At 72.5% G+C, this 22,907-nt stretch carries 17 protein-coding genes; 9 read left to right on the forward strand and 8 right to left on the reverse strand.

Annotation, left to right across the window (positions count from 1 at the left end; all coding sequences use genetic code 11):
- Positions 1–28 precede the first annotated feature (28 nt).
- From ABEE00_RS35235 to ABEE00_RS35245, 3 genes are read right to left on the reverse strand one after another with little or no spacing between them, the layout of a single operon-like run.
- Positions 29–790: a cupin domain-containing protein gene (locus ABEE00_RS35235; RefSeq protein ID WP_345749897.1), complete on the reverse strand. Its 762-nt coding sequence runs from the start codon at positions 788–790 to the stop codon at positions 29–31.
- An 11-nt stretch (positions 791–801) separates the two neighbouring features.
- The gene (locus ABEE00_RS35240; RefSeq protein WP_345749898.1) at positions 802–1,791 is read right to left on the reverse strand and encodes a DUF6807 domain-containing protein; all 990 of its coding nucleotides are present in this window, start codon (positions 1,789–1,791) and stop codon (positions 802–804) included.
- 55 nt (positions 1,792–1,846) lie between these two features.
- Positions 1,847–3,046: a Gfo/Idh/MocA family protein gene (locus tag ABEE00_RS35245; protein WP_345749899.1), complete on the reverse strand. Its 1,200-nt coding sequence runs from the start codon at positions 3,044–3,046 to the stop codon at positions 1,847–1,849.
- Positions 3,047–3,312: 266 nt separating this feature from the next.
- Between ABEE00_RS35245 and ABEE00_RS35250 the strand changes: the two genes are divergently transcribed.
- From ABEE00_RS35250 to ABEE00_RS35285, 8 genes are all read left to right on the forward strand, one after another.
- Positions 3,313–4,401: a LacI family DNA-binding transcriptional regulator gene (locus ABEE00_RS35250; RefSeq protein ID WP_345749900.1), complete on the forward strand. Its 1,089-nt coding sequence runs from the start codon at positions 3,313–3,315 to the stop codon at positions 4,399–4,401.
- Between the two features lie 124 nt (positions 4,402–4,525).
- Positions 4,526–5,392, forward strand: coding sequence for a sugar phosphate isomerase/epimerase family protein (locus tag ABEE00_RS35255; protein ID WP_345749901.1), 867 nt, complete (start codon positions 4,526–4,528; stop codon positions 5,390–5,392).
- Positions 5,393–6,077: 685 nt separating this feature from the next.
- Positions 6,078–7,730, forward strand: coding sequence for an ATP-binding protein (locus ABEE00_RS35260; protein ID WP_345749902.1), 1,653 nt, complete (start codon positions 6,078–6,080; stop codon positions 7,728–7,730).
- A 4-nt stretch (positions 7,731–7,734) separates the two neighbouring features.
- Positions 7,735–8,136, forward strand: coding sequence for a roadblock/LC7 domain-containing protein (locus tag ABEE00_RS35265; RefSeq protein WP_345749903.1), 402 nt, complete (start codon positions 7,735–7,737; stop codon positions 8,134–8,136).
- On the forward strand, positions 8,133–8,498 hold the full coding sequence (locus tag ABEE00_RS35270) for a DUF742 domain-containing protein (protein WP_345749904.1): 366 nt from the start codon (positions 8,133–8,135) through the stop codon (positions 8,496–8,498). Before ABEE00_RS35265 ends, ABEE00_RS35270 begins: the two co-directional genes overlap by 4 nt.
- Positions 8,479–9,123: a GTP-binding protein gene (locus ABEE00_RS35275; protein ID WP_451918744.1), complete on the forward strand. Its 645-nt coding sequence runs from the start codon at positions 8,479–8,481 to the stop codon at positions 9,121–9,123. Before ABEE00_RS35270 ends, ABEE00_RS35275 begins: the two co-directional genes overlap by 20 nt.
- Entirely contained in the window at positions 9,120–10,400 is a 1,281-nt protein-coding gene (locus ABEE00_RS35280) for a cytochrome P450 (protein ID WP_345749905.1), read from the forward strand. The genes ABEE00_RS35275 and ABEE00_RS35280 overlap by 4 nt, the downstream gene beginning before the upstream one ends.
- A 151-nt stretch (positions 10,401–10,551) precedes the next feature.
- Positions 10,552–11,193: a hypothetical protein gene (locus ABEE00_RS35285; RefSeq protein ID WP_345749906.1), complete on the forward strand. Its 642-nt coding sequence runs from the start codon at positions 10,552–10,554 to the stop codon at positions 11,191–11,193.
- A gap of 18 nt (positions 11,194–11,211) precedes the next feature.
- Here the strand turns inward: ABEE00_RS35285 and ABEE00_RS35290 are convergent, their stop codons facing one another.
- The gene (locus tag ABEE00_RS35290) at positions 11,212–12,678 is read right to left on the reverse strand and encodes a S28 family serine protease (protein ID WP_345749907.1); all 1,467 of its coding nucleotides are present in this window, start codon (positions 12,676–12,678) and stop codon (positions 11,212–11,214) included.
- 145 nt (positions 12,679–12,823) lie between these two features.
- Here ABEE00_RS35290 and ABEE00_RS35295 point away from each other — a divergent pair, with 145 nt between their 5' ends.
- Positions 12,824–13,315 carry an NUDIX hydrolase gene (locus ABEE00_RS35295; RefSeq protein ID WP_345749908.1) on the forward strand — a complete coding sequence of 164 codons (492 nt, stop codon included), beginning with the start codon at positions 12,824–12,826 and terminating at the stop codon, positions 13,313–13,315.
- Between the two features lie 13 nt (positions 13,316–13,328).
- On the opposite strand, the gene ABEE00_RS35300 is transcribed toward ABEE00_RS35295, so the two are convergent.
- From ABEE00_RS35300 to ABEE00_RS35315, 4 genes are all read right to left on the reverse strand, one after another.
- Complete coding sequence (locus ABEE00_RS35300) at positions 13,329–14,516, reverse strand: NsdA family TPR-like regulatory protein (protein ID WP_345749909.1); 1,188 nt, start codon at positions 14,514–14,516, stop codon at positions 13,329–13,331.
- A gap of 325 nt (positions 14,517–14,841) precedes the next feature.
- The gene (locus ABEE00_RS35305) at positions 14,842–17,523 is read right to left on the reverse strand and encodes a glycosyl hydrolase family 65 domain-containing protein (protein WP_345749910.1); all 2,682 of its coding nucleotides are present in this window, start codon (positions 17,521–17,523) and stop codon (positions 14,842–14,844) included.
- Between the two features lie 74 nt (positions 17,524–17,597).
- Entirely contained in the window at positions 17,598–21,416 is a 3,819-nt protein-coding gene (locus ABEE00_RS35310; RefSeq protein ID WP_345749911.1) for an ABC transporter ATP-binding protein, read from the reverse strand.
- Positions 21,417–21,599: 183 nt separating this feature from the next.
- Positions 21,600–22,673 (reverse strand): esterase-like activity of phytase family protein, encoded by a 1,074-nt coding sequence (locus ABEE00_RS35315; RefSeq protein WP_345749912.1) that lies wholly within the window; start codon positions 22,671–22,673, stop codon positions 21,600–21,602.
- Positions 22,674–22,907: the final 234 nt, after the last annotated feature.

Below are 22,907 nucleotides of genomic sequence, written 5' to 3' on the forward strand. Positions count from 1 at the left end.
GTTCGGTTGGCCTTCGGGGATTCCGCGCTCACTCGCCGTAGTACGGGAGCGTGGCGCCCGGCAGCTCGTACTCCTCGCGGCGCCCGCACATGCCGTAGCCGCCGTGCCGGGTGGGCCCCGCCGCGTGCGCGCGTGCCGTCGCCAGGTGCGAGGCGTCGCCCTCGGCAAGGGCGTCCAGGTGCTCACCGGTGCGCTCGGCGGCGGCGAGCGCACCGTGCCGCCAGCGCTCGCGCCAGGCCGCGATCCTGGGCGCCACGAGCCGCGCGGCCGCCCGGTGGAAGGCGTGCAGCGGCGCGTGGTCGCCCTCCCGCGTCGCCTCGCGCAGCCGCAGATAGCCCTCGACCGCGAGGTCCCTGCGCTTGCGCGCGGCCGCGTCGGCCTCGGGCCCCTCCTTCGCGGGCAACGCGGCGGCAGCGGCGTACGCCTCCGGGTCGGCCAGCACCTCCGGCGGGAAGGTGAACACCGCGTCCCCCGCCTCCGGGAGCCCGCCGTTCTGCATCAGCACCGTGACCCGCAGCCCGTCGCCGTTCACCATCCGGTGCACGGTCCCCGGCGCGAACCAGGCCAGCGCCCCGGGCTCCAGCGGCGTCTCCCCGTACCCGTCGCGCGGGCTCAGCGTCTGCACCGCGCCGCGTCCCGCGGTCACCACGTACGCCTCGGTGCAGGCCAGATGGATGTGCGGACTGCCCCCGCACACGCCGTCGGCGGCCTCCCAGTCGTACGCGCTGATATGCGAGAGCCCGATGCCGCCGGGCAGGGGCAGGTCGTACGCGGAAACCTCGCTGTTCATGGCCGACCCCCTCACCAGGCCAGGGACTTCAGATGGCGGGCGATGTCCGGTGCCTCCCACGCGCCGTCCGCCACCAGCACGCGGTAGCGGTACGCGAAGGAGGCGCCGGGCGGCAGCGCGAACTCCTCGAAGAAGGCCCAGGAGAAGGCCACCGAGGGGATCGGCTCGGACCGCACGAACCAGTGCGAGGCGTGCACGCCCTCCGCGTTCTCCGGCGCGTGCGCGAAGGCCAGCGTGGAGTGGCCGTCCACGTCGTCGTGTTCGCCGGTGAAGGCGATCCACGGGCAGCCGTCCGCCGGAGTGCCCATCGTCCGCTGGTCGGTGCTCGGCCCCTCGGGCGTCAGCACCCGCCCGCCGGTGAAGTCGCGCGGCCCGCGCCACTGGAGCCCCGTGTAGCCCGCCATCTCCCGCCCGTGCGTGGTGGGCGACCCGAAACGCAGCTCGCCGCCGTGAGTGTTGGTCAGCGCTATGGACCAGTCCACGGCGTACGAGGAGGTCTCGGGGTCCACCGAGTGGACGGCGACTCTGCGCTGCTCACGGGCCCATTCCTCGCCCCCGTACGCCCGCCAGGTCAGCTCCTCGGTGAAGTCGAGGCGGTCGTCCGCCGCCTCGAAGGAGGAGAAACCGTCGTGGCGCATGGAACCGACGCGTTCGTGCAGCGGCAGGTAACCCTCGCCGTGCACATAGGAGTTGCCGCCCCAGAAGTTCTGCTCCCTGCCGCCGTCCCGGGCCTGGACGGCGGTCACATGGCTCGCCGTCATCTGGAGGCCCTTGTGCCAGCGGTGGTCGTTGGGCCGGTAGCCGCTCACGGTCCGCCCGGCGAGGGTGCGCAGCGGGTGCACATAGGGCTTGGGCGCCTCGAAGGCCACCGGATCGGGCGCGTACACATACGACAGCAGCGCACCGCCGCCAGCGCCCACGGTGATGCGGTCGCCGTGCGCGTGGGTGACGGTGAGCTTCCGCTCCGCTGAGGATGCGGCGATTTCGGTGTGCGAGGTCAACTTTTGCCTCCTGTGCGCGCGTTCGTCATCGACGTCGTACGGATGGGCCCGCGGCTCACGTGCGCGGGGCCCACTCGGGGTGACCGCCGTGCATGGCGCGGTAGTAGGGGTCGCCGGGGCCGATCTCGCCCGCGCGTACGGGGCTCCCCGTGTGCGCCGACTTGTAGAGCGCGGCCAGGAATTCGAGGGTCCTGCGGGCCTCGGCGCCGCTGCCGGGCGGCCGCTCGCCCTTCTCCATCGCGCCCAGGAACCCGCCCAGTTGCGCCGCGTGCGAGCTGGGCACATCGGCGTCGGGGGAGCTCCAGCGCGCGGTGCGCCGCACCTCCTCGCGTACGTGCGGCGCGGGCGTGTAGACCCAGTCGTCGTTGCCGTGCCCGTACAGGTGCGTCAGCTCGACCGTGGCGTCCGCGCAGTCGATCCGTATCCGGCTCACCTCGTCCGGGCTGAGCACGCTGTTGACCACGGTGGCCAGCGCGCCGCCCGCGAAGCGGACCAGCGCGGTGCTGACGTCCTCGCTCTCCACGTCGTGGACCAGCCGCGCCGCCATGGCCCGCACCTCCGCCCAGTCCCCGAGCAGGTGCAGCAGGAGATCCATCTGGTGGATGCCGTGGCCCATCGCGGGCCCGCCGCCCTCGGTGGCCCACCGCCCGCGCCAGGGGACGGAGTAGTAGTCCGCGTCCCGGTACCAGGTGGTCTGGCAGTGCGCCACGAGCGGGCGTCCAAGATCGCCGCCGCGCAGCAGGTCACGCGCGTGCACGGCGCCCGACCCGTACCGGTGCTGGAAGATCACGGACGCGTACGGGCCGCCCTCCCCCTCGGCCGCCGCGATCCCGTCGTACTCCTCCAGCGACAGGCACAGCGGCTTCTCGCACAGCACCCAGGCGCCCGACTCCAGCGCGGCGACGGCCTGTTCGGCGTGCAGGGCCGGCGGCGTGCCGATGAGCACCAGGTCGGGGCGCTCGGCCGCGAGCATCCCGGGTACGGACGCGTACCCGGTCACGCCGCCGCCCGCCTGCGCGGTGAACGCGGCGAGCCGGTCGGCGTCCACGTCGACGGCGGCCACCGGGCGCACCCGGTCGGCGTGTTCGCGGAGCGCGGGCAGGTGGCTGCCGGTGACGATGCCCCCGGTGCCGACGACGGCGGCGCGGAGGGGGCGTCGGGGTTCGCCGGTGCCGGGCGCGGTGCCGGGTGCGGGGTTCTCGACGGTCTCGGCGTTGCCGGTGTTGTCAGCGCTGTCGGCGTTCTCGACGGGCATGCGGCGGGGCCTCCTTGAGCTGGGGCGGGCACGGAGGGAGTGGCGGCGGGGCGTGGCGACAGGGGGTGGTGCGGTGCCGGGCACACGCGATAGAAAGCGCTTGCCGTCGAGAAGGGACCGTAGAGCCGCCGGACGCGGGCGGGCAAGAGATGCGCACGGGAATCGTGAAACGTATCAACGGCCGTGCGGGGGCGGCCCGTTCGGCGGGTGAGACCATGACGCGGGCATGCGCGCCCGCGTGTGGAGGACTTCGGAGGTGGGACGCGATGGCAGTGACCCTGGCCGATGTGGCGGCGCGCGCCGGCGTCTCCCCCGCCACCGTCTCGCGGGTGCTGAGCGGCAACTACCCGGTGGCCGGGGGCACGCGGGCGCGGGTGCTGCGCGCGGTCGAGGACCTGCAGTACGTGGTGAACGGCCCGGCCAGCGCGCTCGCCGCCGCCACATCCGACCTCGTCGGCGTGCTGGTCAACGACATCGCCGACCCCTTCTTCGGGATCATCGCGGGCGCGGTGCAGAGCGAGATGGGGAACGGCGCCGGCACCGACGCCGGGCCCGGGCAGAAGCTCGCCGTCGTCTGCAACACCGGCGGCTCCCCCGAGCGCGAACTCACCTACCTCACCCTCCTCCAGCGCCAGCGGGCCGCGGCCGTGGTGCTGACCGGCGGCGCGGTGGAGGACGCCGCGCACCGGACCGCGCTGGCGGGGCGGCTGCGGCAGCTCGCGGAGGGCGGCGCGCGGGTGGTGCTGTGCGGGCGGCCGCCGTTGCCGGGCCCTGTGGGCGAGGACGGCGGGAACGGTCCCGTCACACTCGCCTTCGACAACCGCGGCGGGGCGCGGCGCCTGACCGGGCATCTGCTGTCGCTGGGCCACCGCAGGATCGGGTACGTGGCGGGCCCCGCCGAACGCACCACCACCCGGCACCGGTTGGAGGGCCACCGCGCGGAACTCTCCGACCGCGCGCCCGGCCTCCTCGCCGAGGCCGACCGCCTGACCGTGCACGGGGGTGCGTACGACCGGTCCTCCGGGTACGACGGCGCGCTGGAGGTGCTGCGCCGCGACCCCGGTGTCACCGCGCTGCTCGCGGCCAACGACACGGTGGCGCTCGGCATGTGCGCGGCGCTGCGCGAGCGGGGGCTGCGGATTCCCGAGGACATATCGGTGGCCGGTTACGACGACCTCCCGTTCAGCGCGGACGCGTCCCCGTCACTGACGACGGTCCGGCTGCCGCTGCAGGCGGCCGGCGCCCGGGCCGGCCGCCTGGCCCTGGGCCTGGAGCCCCCACCCCCTGGCGGCGTGGCCACGGTCCGCGCGGACTTGATGGCCCGAGCGTCCACGGGTGCGCCGCGCGCCACGTAACTCGCCGCGTAGCCCCCCCCCTCCCTGCCCCGCACCCGCCCGGCCGCGCACCCGACGGACCCGGCGCGCAGCCCCCGGTGCGGCATTCTTGTCGGCGGCACTCTGCTTCTGGTGCTGTGTGAGCATGCGACTCGCGTTCTCGACTCTCGGCGTCCCCGGAGTTCCCGTGGGCGAGGCCGCACGCCTCGCCGCGGGCAGCGGCTTCGACGGCCTGGAGCTCCGGGCCCACCCCGAGGAGCACGTACACCTCGGCATGAGCAAGGACGAACGGCGCGCCGCACGGCAGGAGATCGAGGACGCCGGCCTCGAGACCCTCGCCGTCGCCGGCTACCCGAAGGTCGCGGCGCCCGGCGAGGACGAGCCCGTGTACGGCGAACTCGGCGCCCTCCTGGAGCTGGCCCGCGACCTGGGCGCCCCGTACGCGCGGGTCTTCCCCGGCGCCGGGGAGTCCGAGGACGGCGACGCCACCGCCGCACGCCGCCTCGCGCACATGGCCCCCCTCGCCGCCGACCTCGGCGTCCGCATCCTGCTGGAGACCCACGACTCGCACCGCACGGGCGCCGACGCGGCGCGGGTGCTCTCCGCGGTCGGCCACCCCTCGGCCGGCGCCCTCTGGGACGTCCTGCACACCTGGCGCGGCGGCGAATCGCCCGACACCAGCTTCCGGCTGCTCGCCCCGCACCTCGGCTACGTACAGGTGAAGGACGTCGCGTCAGCGGAGGACACCACGCCGCTGCCGCCAGGTGCGGGGGTGCTGCCGCTGCGCGAGGTGGTGGATCTGCTGGGGCACGCGCGGGAGCGCACGCCCGCCACTTCGGGCGATCTGGAGGGCGTGGAGGCGTCCCAGTACGGGCTGCGGCCGGACTCCGGCGGCTGGCTGTGCTGGGAGTACGAGAAGCGCTGGTACCCGGAGGTCCAGCCGCTGCCCGAGCTGTTGCCGCAGGTGGGAGCGTATCTGCGGGAGTTGCTGGACGGTTCGCACACGCGGTGAGGCGGATCCGGCGCGCGTCCGGTCGTCCAACGACCCTGCCGGGGGCGACACTTCGCACCCTCTCCCCGTCTCCGACGCTCGCCCCGTTTTCTCCGGTTCCGGGGAACCCGGTCCCCCCGGCCTCCGTCAGACTGACAAGCCGCCGGAGAGTCCCCGCAGTGCGGCGTCGGCCTCGCTGCTGGCTGCGTTGCTGACCACCCTCTCCAGTCGCCTGCGGCCGGCGGCGGGCCGTCACCGATGCACACCCCCCTGAAGCCGCACCGGTGACGGCCCCATACACGGCCGCCTCCGCATGGCCGTCGGCAATCACGTACGGGCTCCACTCGGCAACCACGCACGCGCTCCGCGGGGCGCCCGCGGCGTTCGGGGGCGCGCGGGCACTATTGACCAACCGCCCAACAGTGCGCCGCAAAAGGGGAGTTGTACGGCGTACTTCTCCGGGAACTGCGCCTTTCCCTCCGCGGGGAATTCCCTTCCCTCCACGAATTCGCATGGCCGTGCGCTTCCGCTGACATCTGCGCGAGCGCGGCCCATGGCGGAATACGGCACCTCGTGTGCGGGGCACGGCGGCTCGCTAGGCTCCCCGTTCTCGCGGCGCGCCGAGGCGTTTTCCGGCCGCCCCGCGACGAATTACGAGCCCGCGTTCCCCGCCCCACTCCGCCCGAGCGATCGGTAGAGAACCCAGATGGAACCTGCCACTTCCCCACCCGAGGCCCGGTTTCCCACCGCCTCGCACGCCTGGTGGTCCGTACCCGCCGGGATATGTGCGGCCACGGTCGTCACCCTGACGGCGGGGCCCGACGGCGCCTGGCTGCCCGTGCTCATCGCGGGAACCGTGGCCACGGTGACCACGGCGCTCTGCGTCGGCCGCCTGCTGAAGGCGGAACGCCGGCTGCGGCACGCCGCCGCGCAGCACACCGCGCAGTCCGAGCAGACACACCGGCAGTGGCAGCAGTGGCTGGACACCGTGGAGAAGAAGCACTCGGCCGAGGTCTCCACGCTGCGCGAGAAGGTGGAGCGGCAGTCGGAGCTCATGAAGGCCGAAGTCATGCGGCTGGCCCAGGAGTTCCTGCCCCGTGCGGTCACCGAGCTGCGCGACGGCGAGGCCGTCGACGACGTGCTCTCGCCGCTCGCCGAGGACCCGGACGTGCCGGAGGAGTTCCGCGCGGCCTTCCGCAAGGTGCTGCTCACCTCGATCCGCGCCATCGAGGAGGAGTTCGACAGGAGCTGCGCCGCCCGCCAGTCGGTGGTGAGCATCGGCAGCCGGATGCAGGTCTACACGAACAAGCTCCGCGCCCAGCTCCACGAGATGCAGGGCGAGCACCAGCACCTCGCCGACGTCGCCCGGGACCTCATGTCGCTGGACCAGGAGATCGGCCCGGCCGACTGCCTGGCGGCCAGCATCGTGGTGATCGGCGGCTCGGACCGCCCCGGACGCCAGTGGCAGACACCGCAGCCGCTGCTCAGCGTGGTGCGGGGCGGCCTGGGGCGGATCAAGGAGTACAAGCGCGTACAGCTCAGGCGGCTTCCCGAGACCGGCGTGGACGGCCGGCTGGTCGACCACCTCACGCTGATCATCGCCCACCTGCTAGACAACGCCACGCGCTATTCGCCCCCGTCGGAGCAGGTGATCCTCTCCGCCAGGGAGGTGCCGAACGGGATGAGCATCGAGATCCTGGACGTCGGCACGGGGCTGAAGGGCGAGAAGAAGGAGCGCGCCCTGGAGCTGCTGCACGGCCGCGCGGCGGGGCCAGGCCCCGGAGGGATCGAGGAGAACGCGCAGCTCGGCCTCATCGTGGTCGGCAACCTCGCGCGCAAGCACGACATCACGGTCACCTTCGACGACTCGCCCTGGCTCGGCACGGCCGTCATCGTGCTGGTGCCCCACCGGCACTTCAAGCCCCTGTCCCTGAGCCCCATCCCGGTGCCGGGAGAGCGGCACCGGGCCGCCGTCCCCGCGCAGCGCGCCGATGACGTCGACCACGCGGTGACCGTCGTGCCCGCCGCCTCGGGCGAGCCCTTCGCGCCCTTCCCCGACGATCCCGAGGACGACGAGCCCTTCATGGGCTCCACCACGCCGGGCGGGCTGCCCATGCGGACCCGGCAGTCCTCGACGGAGTGGGGCGCGCCGCAGAGCGCGCAGCGGCACGAGGGCGGGGACACGGAGCCGGTGGACACCTCTTCCGTACCGCCGGAGGAGTCGTTCACCGGGCTGGCCGCCTTCATAAGCGGTGAGAGGCACGTGGAGACGCCCGCCGAGAAGCAGGCGGAGACGCCCGCCGAGAGGCACACCGAGGGGTCGGACGAACGCCCCGAAGACCAACCGGAGAGTGACTAGCCACATGACGCACCAGACCGACCTGAGCTGGGCACTCCGCGAACTGGCGGAGAGCATCCCGGAGATCCACTTCGCCCTGGTGGCCTCCTCCGACGGGCAGGCCATCACCGCGTACGGCGCCGACCCCGACGACGCCGACCGGTTCGCCGCCGTCGTCGCGGGCCTGCAGTCGCTGGCGCAGCCCGTCGCCAAGCAGTTCCCCAAGAAGGGCGGCCAGTTGCGGATCGCCGGGATCGAAGTCGACGGCGGCCACCTCTTCGTGGTGCGCGCGGGCAACGAGACCTACCTCGGGGCCCTCGCGAACAGCGGCATCGACCAGGGCCTGCTGGGGCACCAGATGCGGGACTGCGCCCGCCGCATGGGCGACATCCTCGGCACGCTTCCGCGGCAGGAGCTGCTTGGATGAACGAGCCGCACCGGGGCGCGCATTCGCTGGGGCTCGAGCGCTATTACGTCCTCACCGGCGGCCGCAGCAAACCGGCGGGCGCGGGTGCCCTCGATGTGGCCACCCTCGTCGCCGCCCGCACACCGCCGGCGCCGGGAATGCAGCACGAGCACGCGGCGATCCTCCGGTGGTGCCGCGCCCCGCTGTCCGTCGCCGAGATCGGCGCCCACCTCGGGCTGCCCTTCAACATCATCGCGGTGCTGGTGGCCGACCTGCTGAAGAAGGGGCACGTGGAATCCCGCGACCCGCTGTCCGGCGCTGAGGGCCACGGTCCGGGCCTCGCGCTCCTCGAGGAGGTGCTCAGTGGACTCCAACGGCTTTGACCGGCCGGCCTTTCCGCGTACCGCTGCCCCGGGTACCGCTGCCCCGGCGGCGTCGCTGCACGCGGAGAGCCGCTCCGTCAAGGTGATGGTCGCGGGCGGCTTCGGCACGGGGAAGACGACCATGGTCGGCTCGGTCAGCGACATCGCGCCGCTCACCACCGAGGAGACCCTGACCCAGGCGAGCGTCGGCGTCGATGACCTGGTGGGCGTGGCGGACAAGCGCAGCACCACGGTGAGCCTCGACTTCGGACGGATCAGCCTCAACGAGCAGTTGGTGCTCTACCTGTTCGGCACGCCGGGCCAGGAGCGCTTCTGGTTCCTGTGGAACGGCCTGTGCAAGGGGGCGCTCGGCGCCGTCGTGCTGGTGGACACGCGGCGGCTGCGCTCCAGCTTCCGCGCCATCGAGGAGATGGAGCGGCTGGACGTGCCGTTCGTCATCGCGCTCAACGTGTTCCCCGACGCCAAGCGCCATCCGCTGGACGAGGTGCGGGAGGCGCTGGCCGTCTCCCCGCGCACGCCGATCATCTCCTGCGACGCGCGGGACCGGCTGTCCAGCCGCACCGTACTGATCGCCCTCATCCGCCACCTCAAGGAGCGGTCAGCCGCCGCAGGGGAGCACCGATGAACACCCAGCCCTCCGACCGCCCGCGCCAGGGCACGCCCCCGGAGCCGCCCGCCGGATGCCCCGCGGGGCGCCGGGGCCGCGCGGGCGCCGGCGGCACGACGCGGCTGTACGGCCCGGAGGCGTCGCACGCGCCGTACGAGATCTACGCCAGGCTGCGCAAGCAGTACGGCCCCGTCGCACCCGTACTGCTGGAGGGCGACGTGCCGGCCTGGCTGGTGCTCGGCTACCGGGAGAACCGGCGGGTGCTGGACAGCCCGGGGCAGTTCAGCCGGGACTCCCGCAGGTGGCGGGACTGGAAGGAGGGCCGGATCGCGGAGGACTCGCCGCTGGTCCCGATGCTCGCCTGGCGCCCCGACTGCGTCTCCCAGGACGGCGCGGCGCACCAGCGGCTGCGCAGGGCGGTGAACGACAGCATGGCCTTCGTGACCCGCCGCGGGATACGCCGGCACGTCCTCCACTTCGCCCACCGGCAGATCGACGACTTCGCGGCGGCTGGGCGCGCCGATCTGGTGATCCAGTACGCCGAGTACCTGCCGATGCTCGTGCTGACCCGGCTCTTCGGGCTCCCGGAGACCGCGGGCAAGAGCCTGGCCTACTCCAGCGCCGCGGTGATGAAGGGGGGCGAGGACGCCATCACGCACAACGAGAGGATCATGCGGGTGCTCGCGGAGCTCACCGAGCACAAACGGGCCGAGCCGGGGCCCGACTTCACCACCGGTCTCCTCCAGCACCCCGCCGACCTGGACGAGGGCGAGGTCCACAACCACCTGCGCCTGGTGCTCATCGCCGCCCACACCACCACCAGCAACCTGCTGGCGCGGGTGCTCCAGCTCATCCTCAGCGGCAGGGTCCGGCGGGCCGACGTCGTCGGCGGGCAGCGGACCGTCACGGCGCTGGTGGAGGAAGTGATGTGGAACACCCCGCCGGTGGCCGTGCTCCCGGGGCGGTTCGCCACGTCGGAGGCCGAGCTGGGCGGCCAGCAGATCAAGACCGGCGACCTGCTCGTCCTCGGCCTGGCCTCGGGGAACTCCGACCCGGAGGTGCGCCCGCACACCGGGACCGCCGTGCAGGACAACCAGGCCCATCTCGCCTTCAGCAGCGGCCCCCACGAATGCCCCGGCCAGAACATCGGCCAGGCCATCATCGAGACGGCCGTCGAGGTGCTGTTCCAGCGGCTGCCCGAGCTGAACCTGGCCGTCGGGCCGGCCGAGCTCACCTCCACCGCCTCCACCTGGGAGTCGCGGCTGGACCGGCTGCCGGTGCTGTTCCCTTCATAGACGTCTCGCGCTTGTGAGGGCCCGTGACCGCTCGGTCGCGGGCCCTCTTCTCGCCTTCTCCCCAACACGGCCTGTGTCGGCTCGCCTTGGCACCGTAAACCCGGCACACTGACCCCAAATCCGCCACGTACCGGGGGAATTGGGGTCACCGATGGACAACAGGGTCCGTGCGGCCGCGTGCGCCGCGGGGCTGCTGCTCGCCGTCGCCGCCTGCCAGCAGCCGCGTACGGAGCAGGCTCATGCGGATCAGGCTCGTACGGATCAGGCTCGTACGGATCAGCGGCGGCCCGAAAGTGGGCGGGCCGACACCACGTTCCTCGCGCGCGGCGAGTGCAGCACCCGCGGGGGCGGGCCGTTCCGCGAGGTGTCGTGCGGGAGCGAGCACGCGGCGGCCAAGGTCGTCTCCCGGTACGAGGGCAGCAGGGCGAAGGGGCCGCTCTGCCCCGCGCACACCGACTTCGTCCTGCACGTCAGCGAGCGGATGCCGCGCGCCGACGAGGACGGCGACGGCAGCGTGCCGCGCGGGTACGCCTGCATGCGCAATCTGGAGCCGCCGCACCCCGGCGATCCGGGGCGCGGCGGCGGGCCCCGCACGGTCGCCGGGGACTGCGTCTACACCTCGCGGCGTGGCGAGGTGCGGGAGACGGCGTGCGACGGTTCCGGGAGCCGCGCGCCGGAGTACCGGGTGGCGACCGCGGCCGCCACCCGGGCCCAATGCCCGCCCGGCACCACGCTGTTCGTGGGGCTGGAGGGTCCAGAACCTGTGGGCTGCGCGCGAGGTGTCACGCGCTAGACGCCCACAACTCGCGTGTTACGGGCGCAGCTTGCGCTGGTCGTGCTCGCTGCGGTCCAGCTTCGCGTCGTACTTCGTCAGGCGCTTCGGCTTCCCGGGGGCCTGCTGCTGCTCCTTCTGCACGCCGGCCCACTTGAGCAGGGACGCGGTGGCCTTGGCGCGCTCGCCCTCGGTCAGCTTGGCGATGTTGGCGCCGTGGTTCTGGCCGGGTGCGACGTAGCGGTACGCGTCACGGTGCGCGCCATGGCGGCCGACGCTGAAGGGCTCGGCGCTCCACGGATCGTTCTGCCCGTTGACGAACAGCATCTGCGAGGAGCGGGTCCGCACCCAGCGGTCCACGTCCTTCATCGCGCCCTTGTCGAACTTCGGGAACGGAATGCTCTTCGGCACGTACGTGCGCGGCACGTTGAGCCCCGGGTACCTGCGGAACTTGTCGAGCAGCGGCTCCTCGTAGTCCGGCGAACCGAGCTGCGTCCCCGCCTGGTAGTAGTACGGCGTAAAGGACTCCATGCCCTGGTCGGTGCCGGATTCCCAGCCGCCGATGTCGTCCGCCCACTTGTAGAGCGTGTCGGTCGAGGCGTCCGGGGTGGGAACGGTCTGGCACTCCTTGCCGTCCAGGTGGTACTGCCAGTAGCCCCACACCAGGTCCTGCGCGGTGAGCTCGAAGGCCTTGTCGGCGCTGCCCGCGTTCTTGAAGGTGTACTTCTTCTCCTTGGCCCACTTGGCGAGCCTCTTCACCATCTCGCCGCGGCGCTCGAATATCTCGCGCTGCACGGCGTTGAGGCGGTTGCGGCACTCGTCGGTGCCGACGTTCCTGAAGAAGCGGTAGTACGCCGAATCCTCTTCGTTGTTCACGTCGTTGGGCGCGACGTAGGCGACGGTCCCGGCGAGGTCCTTCGGGTAGAAGCGGCGGTAGTACGTGGCCGTCATGCCGCCCTTGCTGCCGCCGGTGGATATCCAGGGCTTCTTGTATATCCGCTCGAGCGCGTCGTGAATGCGGTGCTGGTCGCTGGCCGCCTGCCAGATGTCCAGCTTCCGCCAGTCGGCCGGTTCTGGCCTGGACGGCGTGAAGAAGCGGTACTCCATGGAGACCTGGTTGCCGTCGATGATCTGTGTGGGCTCGCTGCGGGACGGGTTGGTGTTGAGGTTGTAACCCGAGGTGAAGAAGACGTTGGGCCGGTCCTCGCCCTTGTGCAGAATGGATATCCGCTGGTTGAAGGTGCCCTTCTTCCAGTTCCGGTGGTCCACCGGCTGGCGGTAGTTGAGCACGAAATAGCGGTAGCCGTCGACGGGCTTCTCCTCGATCAGGCTCATCCCCGGTATCGCGAGGATGCGGTCCTTGATGTCGGTGCCCTTTTCCTTGCTCGCGGCCTTGTCCGCCTGTCCGGCGTCCGCCGCGGTCGCGGCTCCCGCCGGCAGCCCGGCGGCTCCCACGCTGCCGATCAGCATCGCGGACGTCACCAGGCATCTGAGCGCTGTACGCATGATCCCTCCCCATGGGCCCCTGAAGGTGGCAAAGGTGGAAGGGAACCTATCCGCGCTTCACCCGCACCGCCAGACCTCGCCCGGTCACGGACGGCTCAACGGGGGACCCTGGCCGGGCGGCATACCACCCTGGCAGGCTGAGCGCATGCCCGAACCCGCACCCGCGCCGCCGCTGGCCACCGGTCCCCGCGGCATGGCGCTGCTCGGCGTCTACCGCCTGCCCGAAGGTCACGAGTTTTCTGACGCACCGGTCGCGTATGCGCTGGTCATCCTGCGTCACGAGGGCCGGTGCCTCATGGCGTACCAGCGGCAGCGGGGGCTGTGGGAGCTGCCCGGCGGGGGCATCGACCCCGGGGAGACCCCGCGCGAGGCCGCGGTGCGCGAGCTGTGGGAGGAGACCGGTCAGCGGGTCGCGCCGGATTCCCTGCATTTCGCGTGCTACACGCGCACCGCGCTGGGCGTCGAGCAGAACGTGTTGTACGGCGCCGTCTTCACCGCGGAGGCGGAGGGCCCGCTTCCCTTCGTGCCGAATGAGGAGGTGTCGGCGCTGCATTGGCGGCAGGGCGAGGAGCCGATGCCGGGTGGGGGTGCGGTGCAGACGGTGGACGAGTATCTGGTGCGGGTGTGTAAAGGCTGAGGGCGCCCGCGCCTCACGCCGGCCCGGTCATGTCCTCGTACGCCTCGCGGAGTTCCGAGGCCTCCGGCAGGTGGCGCGACTCCACCTCTCTGACGACCTCCAGGGCGCGCCAGTGGTTCGCGGGCAGGAGGCGGCCGGAGAGCAGGGCCTTCTGCGCCGCGTCGCACGCTTCGTCCAGCCTGTTGCAGGACAGCAGGGTCAGGGCCAGGTCCAGGTGTGCCGACACGGCGCGGCGCGGCCACACGGCGGCCGAACCACCCGGGGTCAGCCGCGCGATGACCTCCCGTGCGGGAGCCTCCGCAGCGGGGTCGCCCGCCCACGCCAGCGTGGTGGCCTCGTACGCCGAGGCCTTGGCCGGGTCGTACTGGTAGTGATGCTCGGGCCGGGCCCGCAGCTGCATGGCGGCGGCGAGGCCGCGCACGCGGTCTATGGCGCGGTACGCCTCCCTGCGCTCCCCTAGCCGTGCCCTGGCGCGCCCCTCCTGGGCGGTGGCCTGGATCTCGGCCGAGCCGCCGCGCGGCGCCATCTCCTGCGCCGCACGGGCGAGTTCGACGGCGCGCGGGTAGTCGCCCGCGGTGAGCACGCGCCACGCCTCGGTCTCGTACGTCCACGCGTGGATCTCGGCGTGCTCCGCGTGCTGGGCGAGGACACGCGCCGTACGCAGCCGTGCCGTTGCCGCGCCCGGCTGCCGCAGGTCGATGTGCAGGGTGGCGCCGAGCAGCGAGAACCACGCGCCGCTCGCCAGCAGGCACCGCTGCTGCGCGAGCGTGGCGCGCTTCTCCATGAGGTCCTGTACGTAGGCGCAGTGTCGGCGCACTTCGGACAGAAGCTGCGCCGGGGGCGCCGTCTGATACCGGACGGCGAGGTCGTCGAACCGCCCGTCGAGGTGGTCGAGGAACTCCGTTCCCACGTCGGACGCCTCCGCGCGGCGCGCCAACTCCGCGGCGTCGAAGTCGTCTTCGTACAGCGGCGGCGCGTCGCTCTCCCACGGCCGCGGCGCCAACCGCACCATCCGCCCCGGAATCCCCAACGCGTCGGCGATCGCCTCGACCTTCGCCACGGTCGAAATCGCGCCCTCGCCCCGCGCCAGCTCACACACCCGCGAGGATTTGATATCGCATGCCTCGCCGAGGCGGTTGTAGGAGATGCCCGCCCACTTGCGGAGCAGGAAAAAGACGCGGCCGAAATCGTGGCGGGACAAAGCCTGTTGGACGTCCGGGCGGGACAAAACCTCCGCCGGTACATCGATGCGCGGTTCCATACCAGCCCCCGAGGCTGACCGTCGGTGTCGGCTCAGTCTAGGCCCGGGGCGGGGCACCCACGATGGGGTAACGGCGAACACGTACCGGACACAAGGCTGACCGGCATGAACAGTGACGAACCCGTGTCCCGGATGACCCTTCGGATCTCCCGGGATTCCGGGTGCACTTGGGGGCCGCGACGGGAATTCCGTACCGGATACGGAACCGGGCGGGAGTGGCTCGCTCCCGCCCGGTTTCCGGACTGCGCATGCAAGAGGTGTCGGGCTACTTCGTGACCTTCAGCTCCGAGATGCCGGACGGCTTCTTCGCGTCCTTCGCCGTAACCGTCACCCGTACGTAGCGGTACGGAACAGCGCGGCCCTCAGCGGAAGCGGGCCGCCAATGGTGCCCGTCCCCCGAAACCTCCAGCTCGCGGCGCTCGGGCGCAGGCCCCGCGCCCTGGACCGCGATCTTGCCGCCGCGCGTCACGCGACCCAGGCCGACCGTGAGCGCGCCCTTCTTCCCGTCCGGCAGCCAGGCGGTGGCCGCCGAACCGTCCGTCGCCGCCCGCGCGTACTGCCCCGGCTGCTCCGAACTGGCCTCAGCAGAACGGCACCTGGCCAGGTCAGAGGTCTTCTCCAGGTCCGGGCGGCGGGTCTTGAGCACCGCCGGCGCCCCCTCGCTGACCGTCTGCTCGCCCTGGGGAGTGTCAAGGGTCATCGGCGCCCCGGAGGTCAGCCGCACGGTCGTCGCCTGCGCGCCGAGCGAGACCTCGTACGTACGCCCCTGCCAGTGCAGACCGCGCAGCGTGACGCCCTCCTTCAGCTCGGGCGGCAGCATCGGGTCCAGTTTCAGTTTGCCCTCGCGCAGGCGCTGGCCGGTCAGGCCGTGGGTGAAGGTCTGGAGGAAGCCGCCCTTTCCGGTGAGGAAGTCCTGGGCCGGGGAGCCGGAAAGCGGATCGTTGGCACCGGCCTTCTCCCCGCGCGCCTCGGAGAAATTGCCGAACTGCCGCATGAAGGGGCGCACGGAGCGCTCCATGTAGGTGTACGCGGAACAGCCCGGCTCCCCCGTGGCGGCGGCGTCGATGGCATGCACGGAGTCCGTCATCGCCGGCCCCTCGGGGTCCGTACGCCCCGCGTAATAGTCCAGCGTGCGACTGGCCGTCTTCCGCGACATGGGCCACTCCAGCGGATACATCATCAGCACCGTGTCGGCCTGCTTGATGACAGACCCCTTGTAGCCGTCGTACTGCTGGAACACGCCCTTCTTCTTGTTGAAGGGAATGCGGAGTTTGTCGGCGACCGCAGACCAGGACCCAGGAGCCTTCGCGCCGACCAACTGCGCCGCGCGCGCCGCCTTTCGCAGCGTGACCGCCGCGCCCGCGTTCGTGAAGACGCCGTCGTTCACGCCGTTGCTGTATTCATCGGGACCGGCCACGTCCTTGATGGAGTAGCTGCCGTCCGCATTCTTGTGCACGCGGCTCGCCCAGAATTCGGCGATGCCCTTGAGGACCGGCCAGCCGCGCTCCCTCAGCCACTGCCGGTCCCCCGTCGCGAGGTAGTACTGCCAGGTCGCGAGGGCGATGTCGCTCTGCAAGTGGTTCTGGGTGCGGCAGTGCGGCGGGTCCCAGCTATGGCACTCGCGCCAGGCGTCCCCGGTGCGGCCCGCGTTCCAGGCGTAGAACAGCCCCTTGTAGCCGAGCTTGCGCGCGTTGGCGCGGGCGCCCGGCATCGTGCGGTAGCGGTAGTCGACGATCGAGCGCGCCTGCCCGGGGTGGGTGGACAGCAGCCCCGGGTACATCCAGGTCTCGGCGTCCCAGAAGATCAGGCCCGCGTAGTTGTCGCTGCTCAGACCGGTCGGCGCGATGCTGTCGTCGGCTCCGCGCCGGGTGCTGGAGAGCAGCCCGTACTGCGCCGCGCGCAGCCACTTCTCCATCCGCGGCTGCCCGTTGACCTGGATGTCGGTGCGCCACAGCTTCCGCCAGGCGGCGGTGTGCACGCCCCGCATCCGGTCCCAGCCCCGGGCGGCGGCCTCACGGGATTGCGAAAGCGCGCTCGCCCGCGGCGACTTGGACGTCAGCCCCGTGTCCACGCCCACGTACTTGGTGAGCGAGTACGTGTGCCCGCGCCGGGCGTCGAACGACACGGACTGCCGCGCGCTCAACTTCCGTGCGCCGTCCGCCTTTTGTTCACCTTGTGTACGGATGTCACGGCCGGGCCGGAGAGTGGAGGCCACCGCTCCGGGGGTCCCGCTCCCCTGCGTACGGAAGGCCACGTCCATGGAGCCGCGGCCCCGGTCGCCGCCCCCGGCCGCGTCGAGCCGGCGCGCCCCGCGGCCGTCCAGCACGTCCGTGACCCGCGCGCTCCCGCTCCAGTGCGGGGTCACGGACACCCGTACCGCGCCCGCGTGCTGGTGAGCGCGGTCAGTGAAGACCTCGTACCGCAGATCCGTCTTCCGGCCGTCGGAAGCGGTCCAGGTCAGCGAGGTGCGGACGATGCCCTCGCGCATGTCGAGGGACTGCTTGTAGTCGGAGACCCGGCCCTTGGGGGTGGAGGAGGAGAACGTCTCGGCCGAACTCCCGGAGCCCGCCGCCACATTGAGCCCGGTCCAGTTCGGCAGCGCTGCGATCGCCGCACGGTCCTTCGCGGTCTTCTTGTCGTGTCCGTACAGGCCCGCCGCGAAGGAGCCGTCGTAGCGCGGGGTGTAGAGCGGGAAGCCGGTCTTCTCGCCGCTGGCCGAATAGCCCGCGCCGGCGGCGGCGACCCGCTGCCCCAGATAGCCGTTGCCGACGAACGGGCGGAACCCGTCCTCGCGGTCGTACGTGTGCGAGGTCCACACCCAGCCGCCGGACCCGCGCGGGCCCCCGGGGGACCGCTCCCCCGGGGGCCCGGCGGCCGATGCCTGCGGTACCGCGGCCACCAGTGCGCAAGCCAGCACCGGCACCAGAAGACGCCCTTGTCTCAGCATGCCGCGAACCTAAAGACGTGAACATGGCGAGTCAATAGAGAGCGCCGGAGCGTTCAGAGGTTGTCGGCAATCGGCTAGACCGCTGCCGAAGGCAGCACCTCGCTCGTCGCCTCGCCCGTGAACGTCCGCCACAGCCGCGCGTACGTCCCCTCCCGCTCCAGGAGTTCCGCGTGCGTACCGTCCTCCACCACGCGCCCGTGGTCCAGCACCACGACACGGTCGGCGCGGGCCGCCGTGGTGAGCCGGTGCGCCACGACCAGCGTGGTGCGGGTGCCGGAGAGCTGTTCGGTCGCCTCGTTGACCAGCGACTCCGTGGCCAGGTCGAGCGCCGCCGTGGCCTCGTCCAGGAGCAGCACGTCGGGGTCGACCAGCTCGGCGCGGGCCAGCGCGATCAACTGCCGCTGCCCGGCGGAGAGGTTGCGGCCCCGCTCAGCGACGGGGTGCAGATAGCCGCCGGAGAGCGCCGCGATCATGTCGTGCGCCCCCACCGCGCGGGCCGCCGCCTCCACTTCGGCGTCCGTGGCGTCGGCCCGCCCGTAGGCGATGGCGTCGCGCACGGTCCCGGGGAAGAGGTACGGCTCCTGCGGCACCACGCCGAGCCGGTGCCGGTAGCCGGGCAGGTCCAGCTCGCGCAGGTCCTCGCCGTCCACCCGTACCGCGCCTTCCGTCGGGTCGTAGTAGCGGGCGACCAGCTTGACCAGCGTGGACTTGCCCGCGCCGGTCTCGCCGACGAAGGCCACGGTCTGCCCGGCGGGGATCTCCAGGCGGATGTCGGAGAGCGCCTCCTCCTCGTGCGTGCCGCCGTCAGCGGTGGCGTACCGGAAGCTCACGTCGTCGAAGGTGATCTCGCCCCGCAGCTCCCCGGCCGCGCGCGGCGACTCGGACTCGGGCGTGGTGGTCCGCTCGCTCAGGAGCTGCTGGATGCGGCCGAGCGCGACGGACGCCTGCTGGTAGCCGTCGAAGACCTGGGAGAGCTGCTGCACGGGGGCGAAGAACAGCTCGATGTAGAGGAGGTACGCGACGAGCGCACCGGCGGTCAGCGTGCCGTTCCCGATCCGCTGGGCGCCGACGATCAGCACGGCCGCGGTCGCCAGCGAGGCCAGGAGCTGCACGAACGGGAAATACACCGAGATCAGCCACTGGCCGCGCACGCGCGCCTGCCGGTAGCGGTCGCTGCGCCGCGCGAAGCGGTCGGCGCCGTCCTCCTCGCGCCGGAACGCCTGCACCATCCGCAGCCCGGCGACCGACTCCTGGAGGTCGGCGTTGACCACGCTGACCCGCTCGCGGGCCAGTTCGTACGCCTTCACGCTCTGCCGGCGGAAGAAGACCGTGCCGATCACCAGCAGCGGCAGCGAGGCGAACACGACGAGCGCGAGCTGCACGTCGATGACCAGCAGCGCGACCAGGATGCCGAGGAAGGTGAAGACGGAGACGACCGCGGTGACGAGCCCGGTCTGGAGGAACGTGGACAGCGCGTCCACGTCCGTGGTCATGCGGGTCATCAGGGCGCCGCCCAAGTGGCGCTCGTAGTAGTCGAGTCCGAGCCGCTGGAGCTGCGCGAAGATCTTCACGCGGAGCGCGTACAGCACCCGCTCGCCGGTGCGCCCCGTCATCCGCATCGAGCCGAACTGCGCCGCCCACTGGGCGATCACCACCAGCAGGGCGATCGCTGACGCGGTCCACACCGCACCGAGCGCCGCCTTCTCCACGCCGTCGTCCACGCCGTGCCGGATCAGAATCGGGAGCAGCAGCCCGAAGCCGGCGTCCAGCGCGGCGAAGACCAGCGCGAAGGCCAGCGCGCCGCCGAACCCGGACAGCAGCCGCCGCAGCCCGTACGTCCTCTCCTCGCGCTCCGCGCGGCCCTCGTCCACCTCGGGCTCGTCGTCGGCCGGTGGCAGGGCCGCGACCTTGGCGAGCAGTTCGGGGCTGGCCGGCGAGGAGCCGAGCGCGGCGCCGAAGCTGCCGGGCGCACCGCTCTGCGCGGCGGCACCGAGTCCTCCGGCCTCCGCTCCGGAGTGCCCGGAGTCCTCCTCCTCGCGCACCCACAGCTCGGGGGTCACGCCGCTCTCGTCGCGGCGGTCCTCCTGGTGCCCGGCGGCGCCCGCCGGGTCGCGGTCCACCTCGCCGAGCTCGTCGGGGTCGGTGAGCAGCCGCCGGAACAGGCCGCAGCGCTCCTCCAGTTCGGCATGGGTGCCGATGTCCACCAGGCGTCCGCCGTCCAGCACCGCGATGCGGTCGGCGAGCGCGAGGGTGGAGAGGCGGTGGGCGATCAGCAGGGTGGTCCGGCCCGCCATCACGCCGCGCAGTGCCTCGTGGATCTCGTGCTCGACGCGGGCGTCCACGGCGGAGGTGGCGTCGTCCAGGAGCAGCAGCCTGGGGTCGGTGAGGATGGCGCGGGCGAGCGCTATGCGCTGGCGCTGGCCGCCGGAGAGGGTGAGGCCCTGTTCGCCGACGGCGGTGTCGTAGCCCTCGGGCAGGTCGCGTATGAAGCCGTCGGCCTGGGCGGCGCGCGCGGCCGCGTATATCTGCTCGTCGGTCGCGTCCGGGGCGCCGTAGGCGATGTTCTCGCGTATGGACTCGGAGAACAGGAAGCTGTCCTCGGGCACCAGGCCGATGGCCGAGCGGAGCGAGTCCAGCGTCAGATCGCGTACGTCGTGCCCGCCGACGCGCACGGCGCCCCCGGTCACGTCGTAATAGCGGGGCAGCAGCAGCGAGACGGTGGACTTGCCGCTGCCGCTCGTGCCGACCACGGCGACGGTCTCGCCGGGCTCGATGCGCAGGCTGAAGCCGTCCAGGACCGAGTGCTCGGCGTCATAGCCGAAGGTCACGTTCTCGAACTCGACCGAGGCGTCCGCCTCTTCGGGCAGCTCGTGCGCGTCGGGGCGCTCGGCCATCCGCGGTTCGGTGTCGATCAGCTCGTACACGCGCTCCACGCCGGCGCGTGCCTGCTGCCCGACGGTGAGCATCATCGCGAGCATGCGTACGGGGCCGACGAGCTGCGCCAGGTAGGTGGAGAAGGCGACGAAGGTGCCGAGGGTGATCTGCCCCTCGGTGGCCATCCAGCCGCCCAGCGCCAGCATGGCGACCTGCCCCAGCGAGGGGATGGCCTGCAATGCGGGCGTGTAGCGGGAGTTGAGCTTCACCGTGCGCAGCCGCGCCGCGAACAGCCTGCGCCCGATCGCGCGCAGCTTGCCCTTCTCCTGCGCCTCCTGGCCGAAGCCCTTCACGACCCGCACGCCGGTGATGGAGCCGTCCACCACCGAGGCCACGGCGCCCGCCTGCTGCTGTGCGTACCAGGTGGCGGGGAAGAGCCGGGTGCGGCTGAGGTTGGCGATCCACCACAGCGCCGGGAAGACGGCCAGCGAGACCACGGTCAGCAGGGGCGAGAGCGCCAGCATCACGACCAGCGCGACGGCGAACAGCAGCACGTTCCCGAGCATCATCGGGAACATGAACAGCAGGCTCTGCACGAGCTGGAGATCGCTGGTGCCGCGGCCGACGACCTGCCCGGTGGACAGCTCGTCCTGGCTGCGGCCGTCGAGCCGGACGATCGAGCGGTACATCTCGGTCCGCAGGTCGTGCTGCACGTCGAGCGCGAGCCTGCCGCCGTAGTAGCGGCGTACGTAGGTGAAGCCGTAGACCGCGAGCGCGGCCGCGACCAGCAGGCCGATCCACAGCCCGAGGCTGCCCTGCCCGCCGACCACCACGTCATCGATGATGACCTTGGTGAGCAGCGGCACCAGCGCGGTGACGCCCATCCCGGCCAGCGAGGCGCCGAGCGCGAGCAGGACGCTGCGTTTGTACCGCCAGCAGTACGAGGTCAGGCGCCGCACCCAGCCCGGCTGCTCCTGCTCCCCCTTCTGCTCCGTGCCCTTCTGCCGTATGCCCGCCACTGGGCTCCTCCCGCCGTCGGTGAACCGATCTCTTCCGCCGGGAGCTTGCAACGCGCGGACGTGGGGATTTCATCCCGTCGCAATGCTGGGCAATGCGGCGCAACAAAAGACCGGACCTCCGACCTAGGCCGGAGGTCCGGTGGATTCGCGAGGGATTCGCGAGGGGCCAGCGGGTGCGGCGGCTCAGCGCGGCGGCCGCACCGTCAGCCCGTACAGCCGGGTCACCTGCTGCGCGCTCTCGTTGTCGTCGCTGGCCAGCAGCACGCGCAGGCCGCCGTCGTGCACGCCACCGCCGTGCGCGCGCCCTGTCACGGTCATCGCCTCGATGTTGTCGAGCAGCGGGTTGGTCTGCCTGCCGGGGTGGTGCGCGCCGAGGTCGGGGCAGCGGCCCAGGTCGGCGAGGAGGGTCTTGCGCACGGGGGCCTCGGCGCCGGTCAGCTTCTCGACCGGCCGCACGTCCTGAGCTCGCCGCGGATCGGCCAGGTAGAGCCGTACGGTGTTGCCCTTCTCCTTGTCGAAGCCGCGCTCCAGCACCAGCAGCCGCCCGTCGCCGGTCGCGGCGGTCTCCGAGACCCCGGGCCCTTCCGGGCCGAGGTCGGTGTCCACCGGGTACGCCCACTGCTGCCCGGGCCTCCCGTGCCGGTCCCAGGTCTGGAAGCGCACGAGGGGGCGGCCGCGCGCGTCCTTGCCGTCGCCCTTGAGCGGTCCCTCCATGGAGGCCACGAGGGCCGTGCCGTGGCCGCCGCCGCGGAACGCGGTGAGCCCCTCGAAGGTCCGGTTCTGCTCGGCCCGCCCGGCGGGGGCGACCCGCAGCATGCCGGGCACGGGCAGCCGCCCCGTGAGCCTGCCGCTCTCGTCGTACCGGCGGATCGAGGGCTCGTTCTCCGAGGTCACGAGGCGGCTGCCGTCGCGGCGTACGACCAGGCCCTCCGAATCGAGCGGCTTCCCCCTCTCGTCGGCGAGCGGCACGGCGCCCGCGACCCGCTTGCCGCGCAGGTCGAGGGAGTAGAGGGCGGACCGGTCGGAGAGCGCCGCGAGGCGCCCGCCCTCCTCCGGCGCGATGGCGGAGATCCCGCCGACCGTGTGCCCCTTGTGCTCCGCCTTGTCGAAGGCGTCGGAGTAGCCGTCGAGGTGCGCACGCGGCGAGCAGTCGCCCCCGCGTACTCCCGCGCCGTGGGCCGCCGCTGCCGGCGCGCAGGTCAGCAGGGCCAGTACGGCGGCGGTGAGGGCGAGCGGGGCGCGCGGGCGAACGGTCACGGTGACTCCCTCGGAGGCGGTCGGCCGGCCGCGGTCGTGGCTGCGGCCGTGCGTACGGGATCGGCAGCGTCGGCCCCGTACGGTAATGCCGCGCGGCGGCGGTGTGACCACGGCGCGACGCCGCGGAGACCGTTGAGGGAGAAGCCGGGGAGAAAGGGCCGGCGGGGGGGGCCCGGGCGCGGGCGGCGGGCGGGGGCCCCCGCCGCGCCCGGGGGGCGGGGGGGGGGGGCGGCG

It is taken from the genome of Streptomyces odontomachicola (assembly GCF_039605595.1).
Taxonomy (GTDB): Bacteria; Actinomycetota; Actinomycetes; order Streptomycetales; family Streptomycetaceae; genus Streptomyces.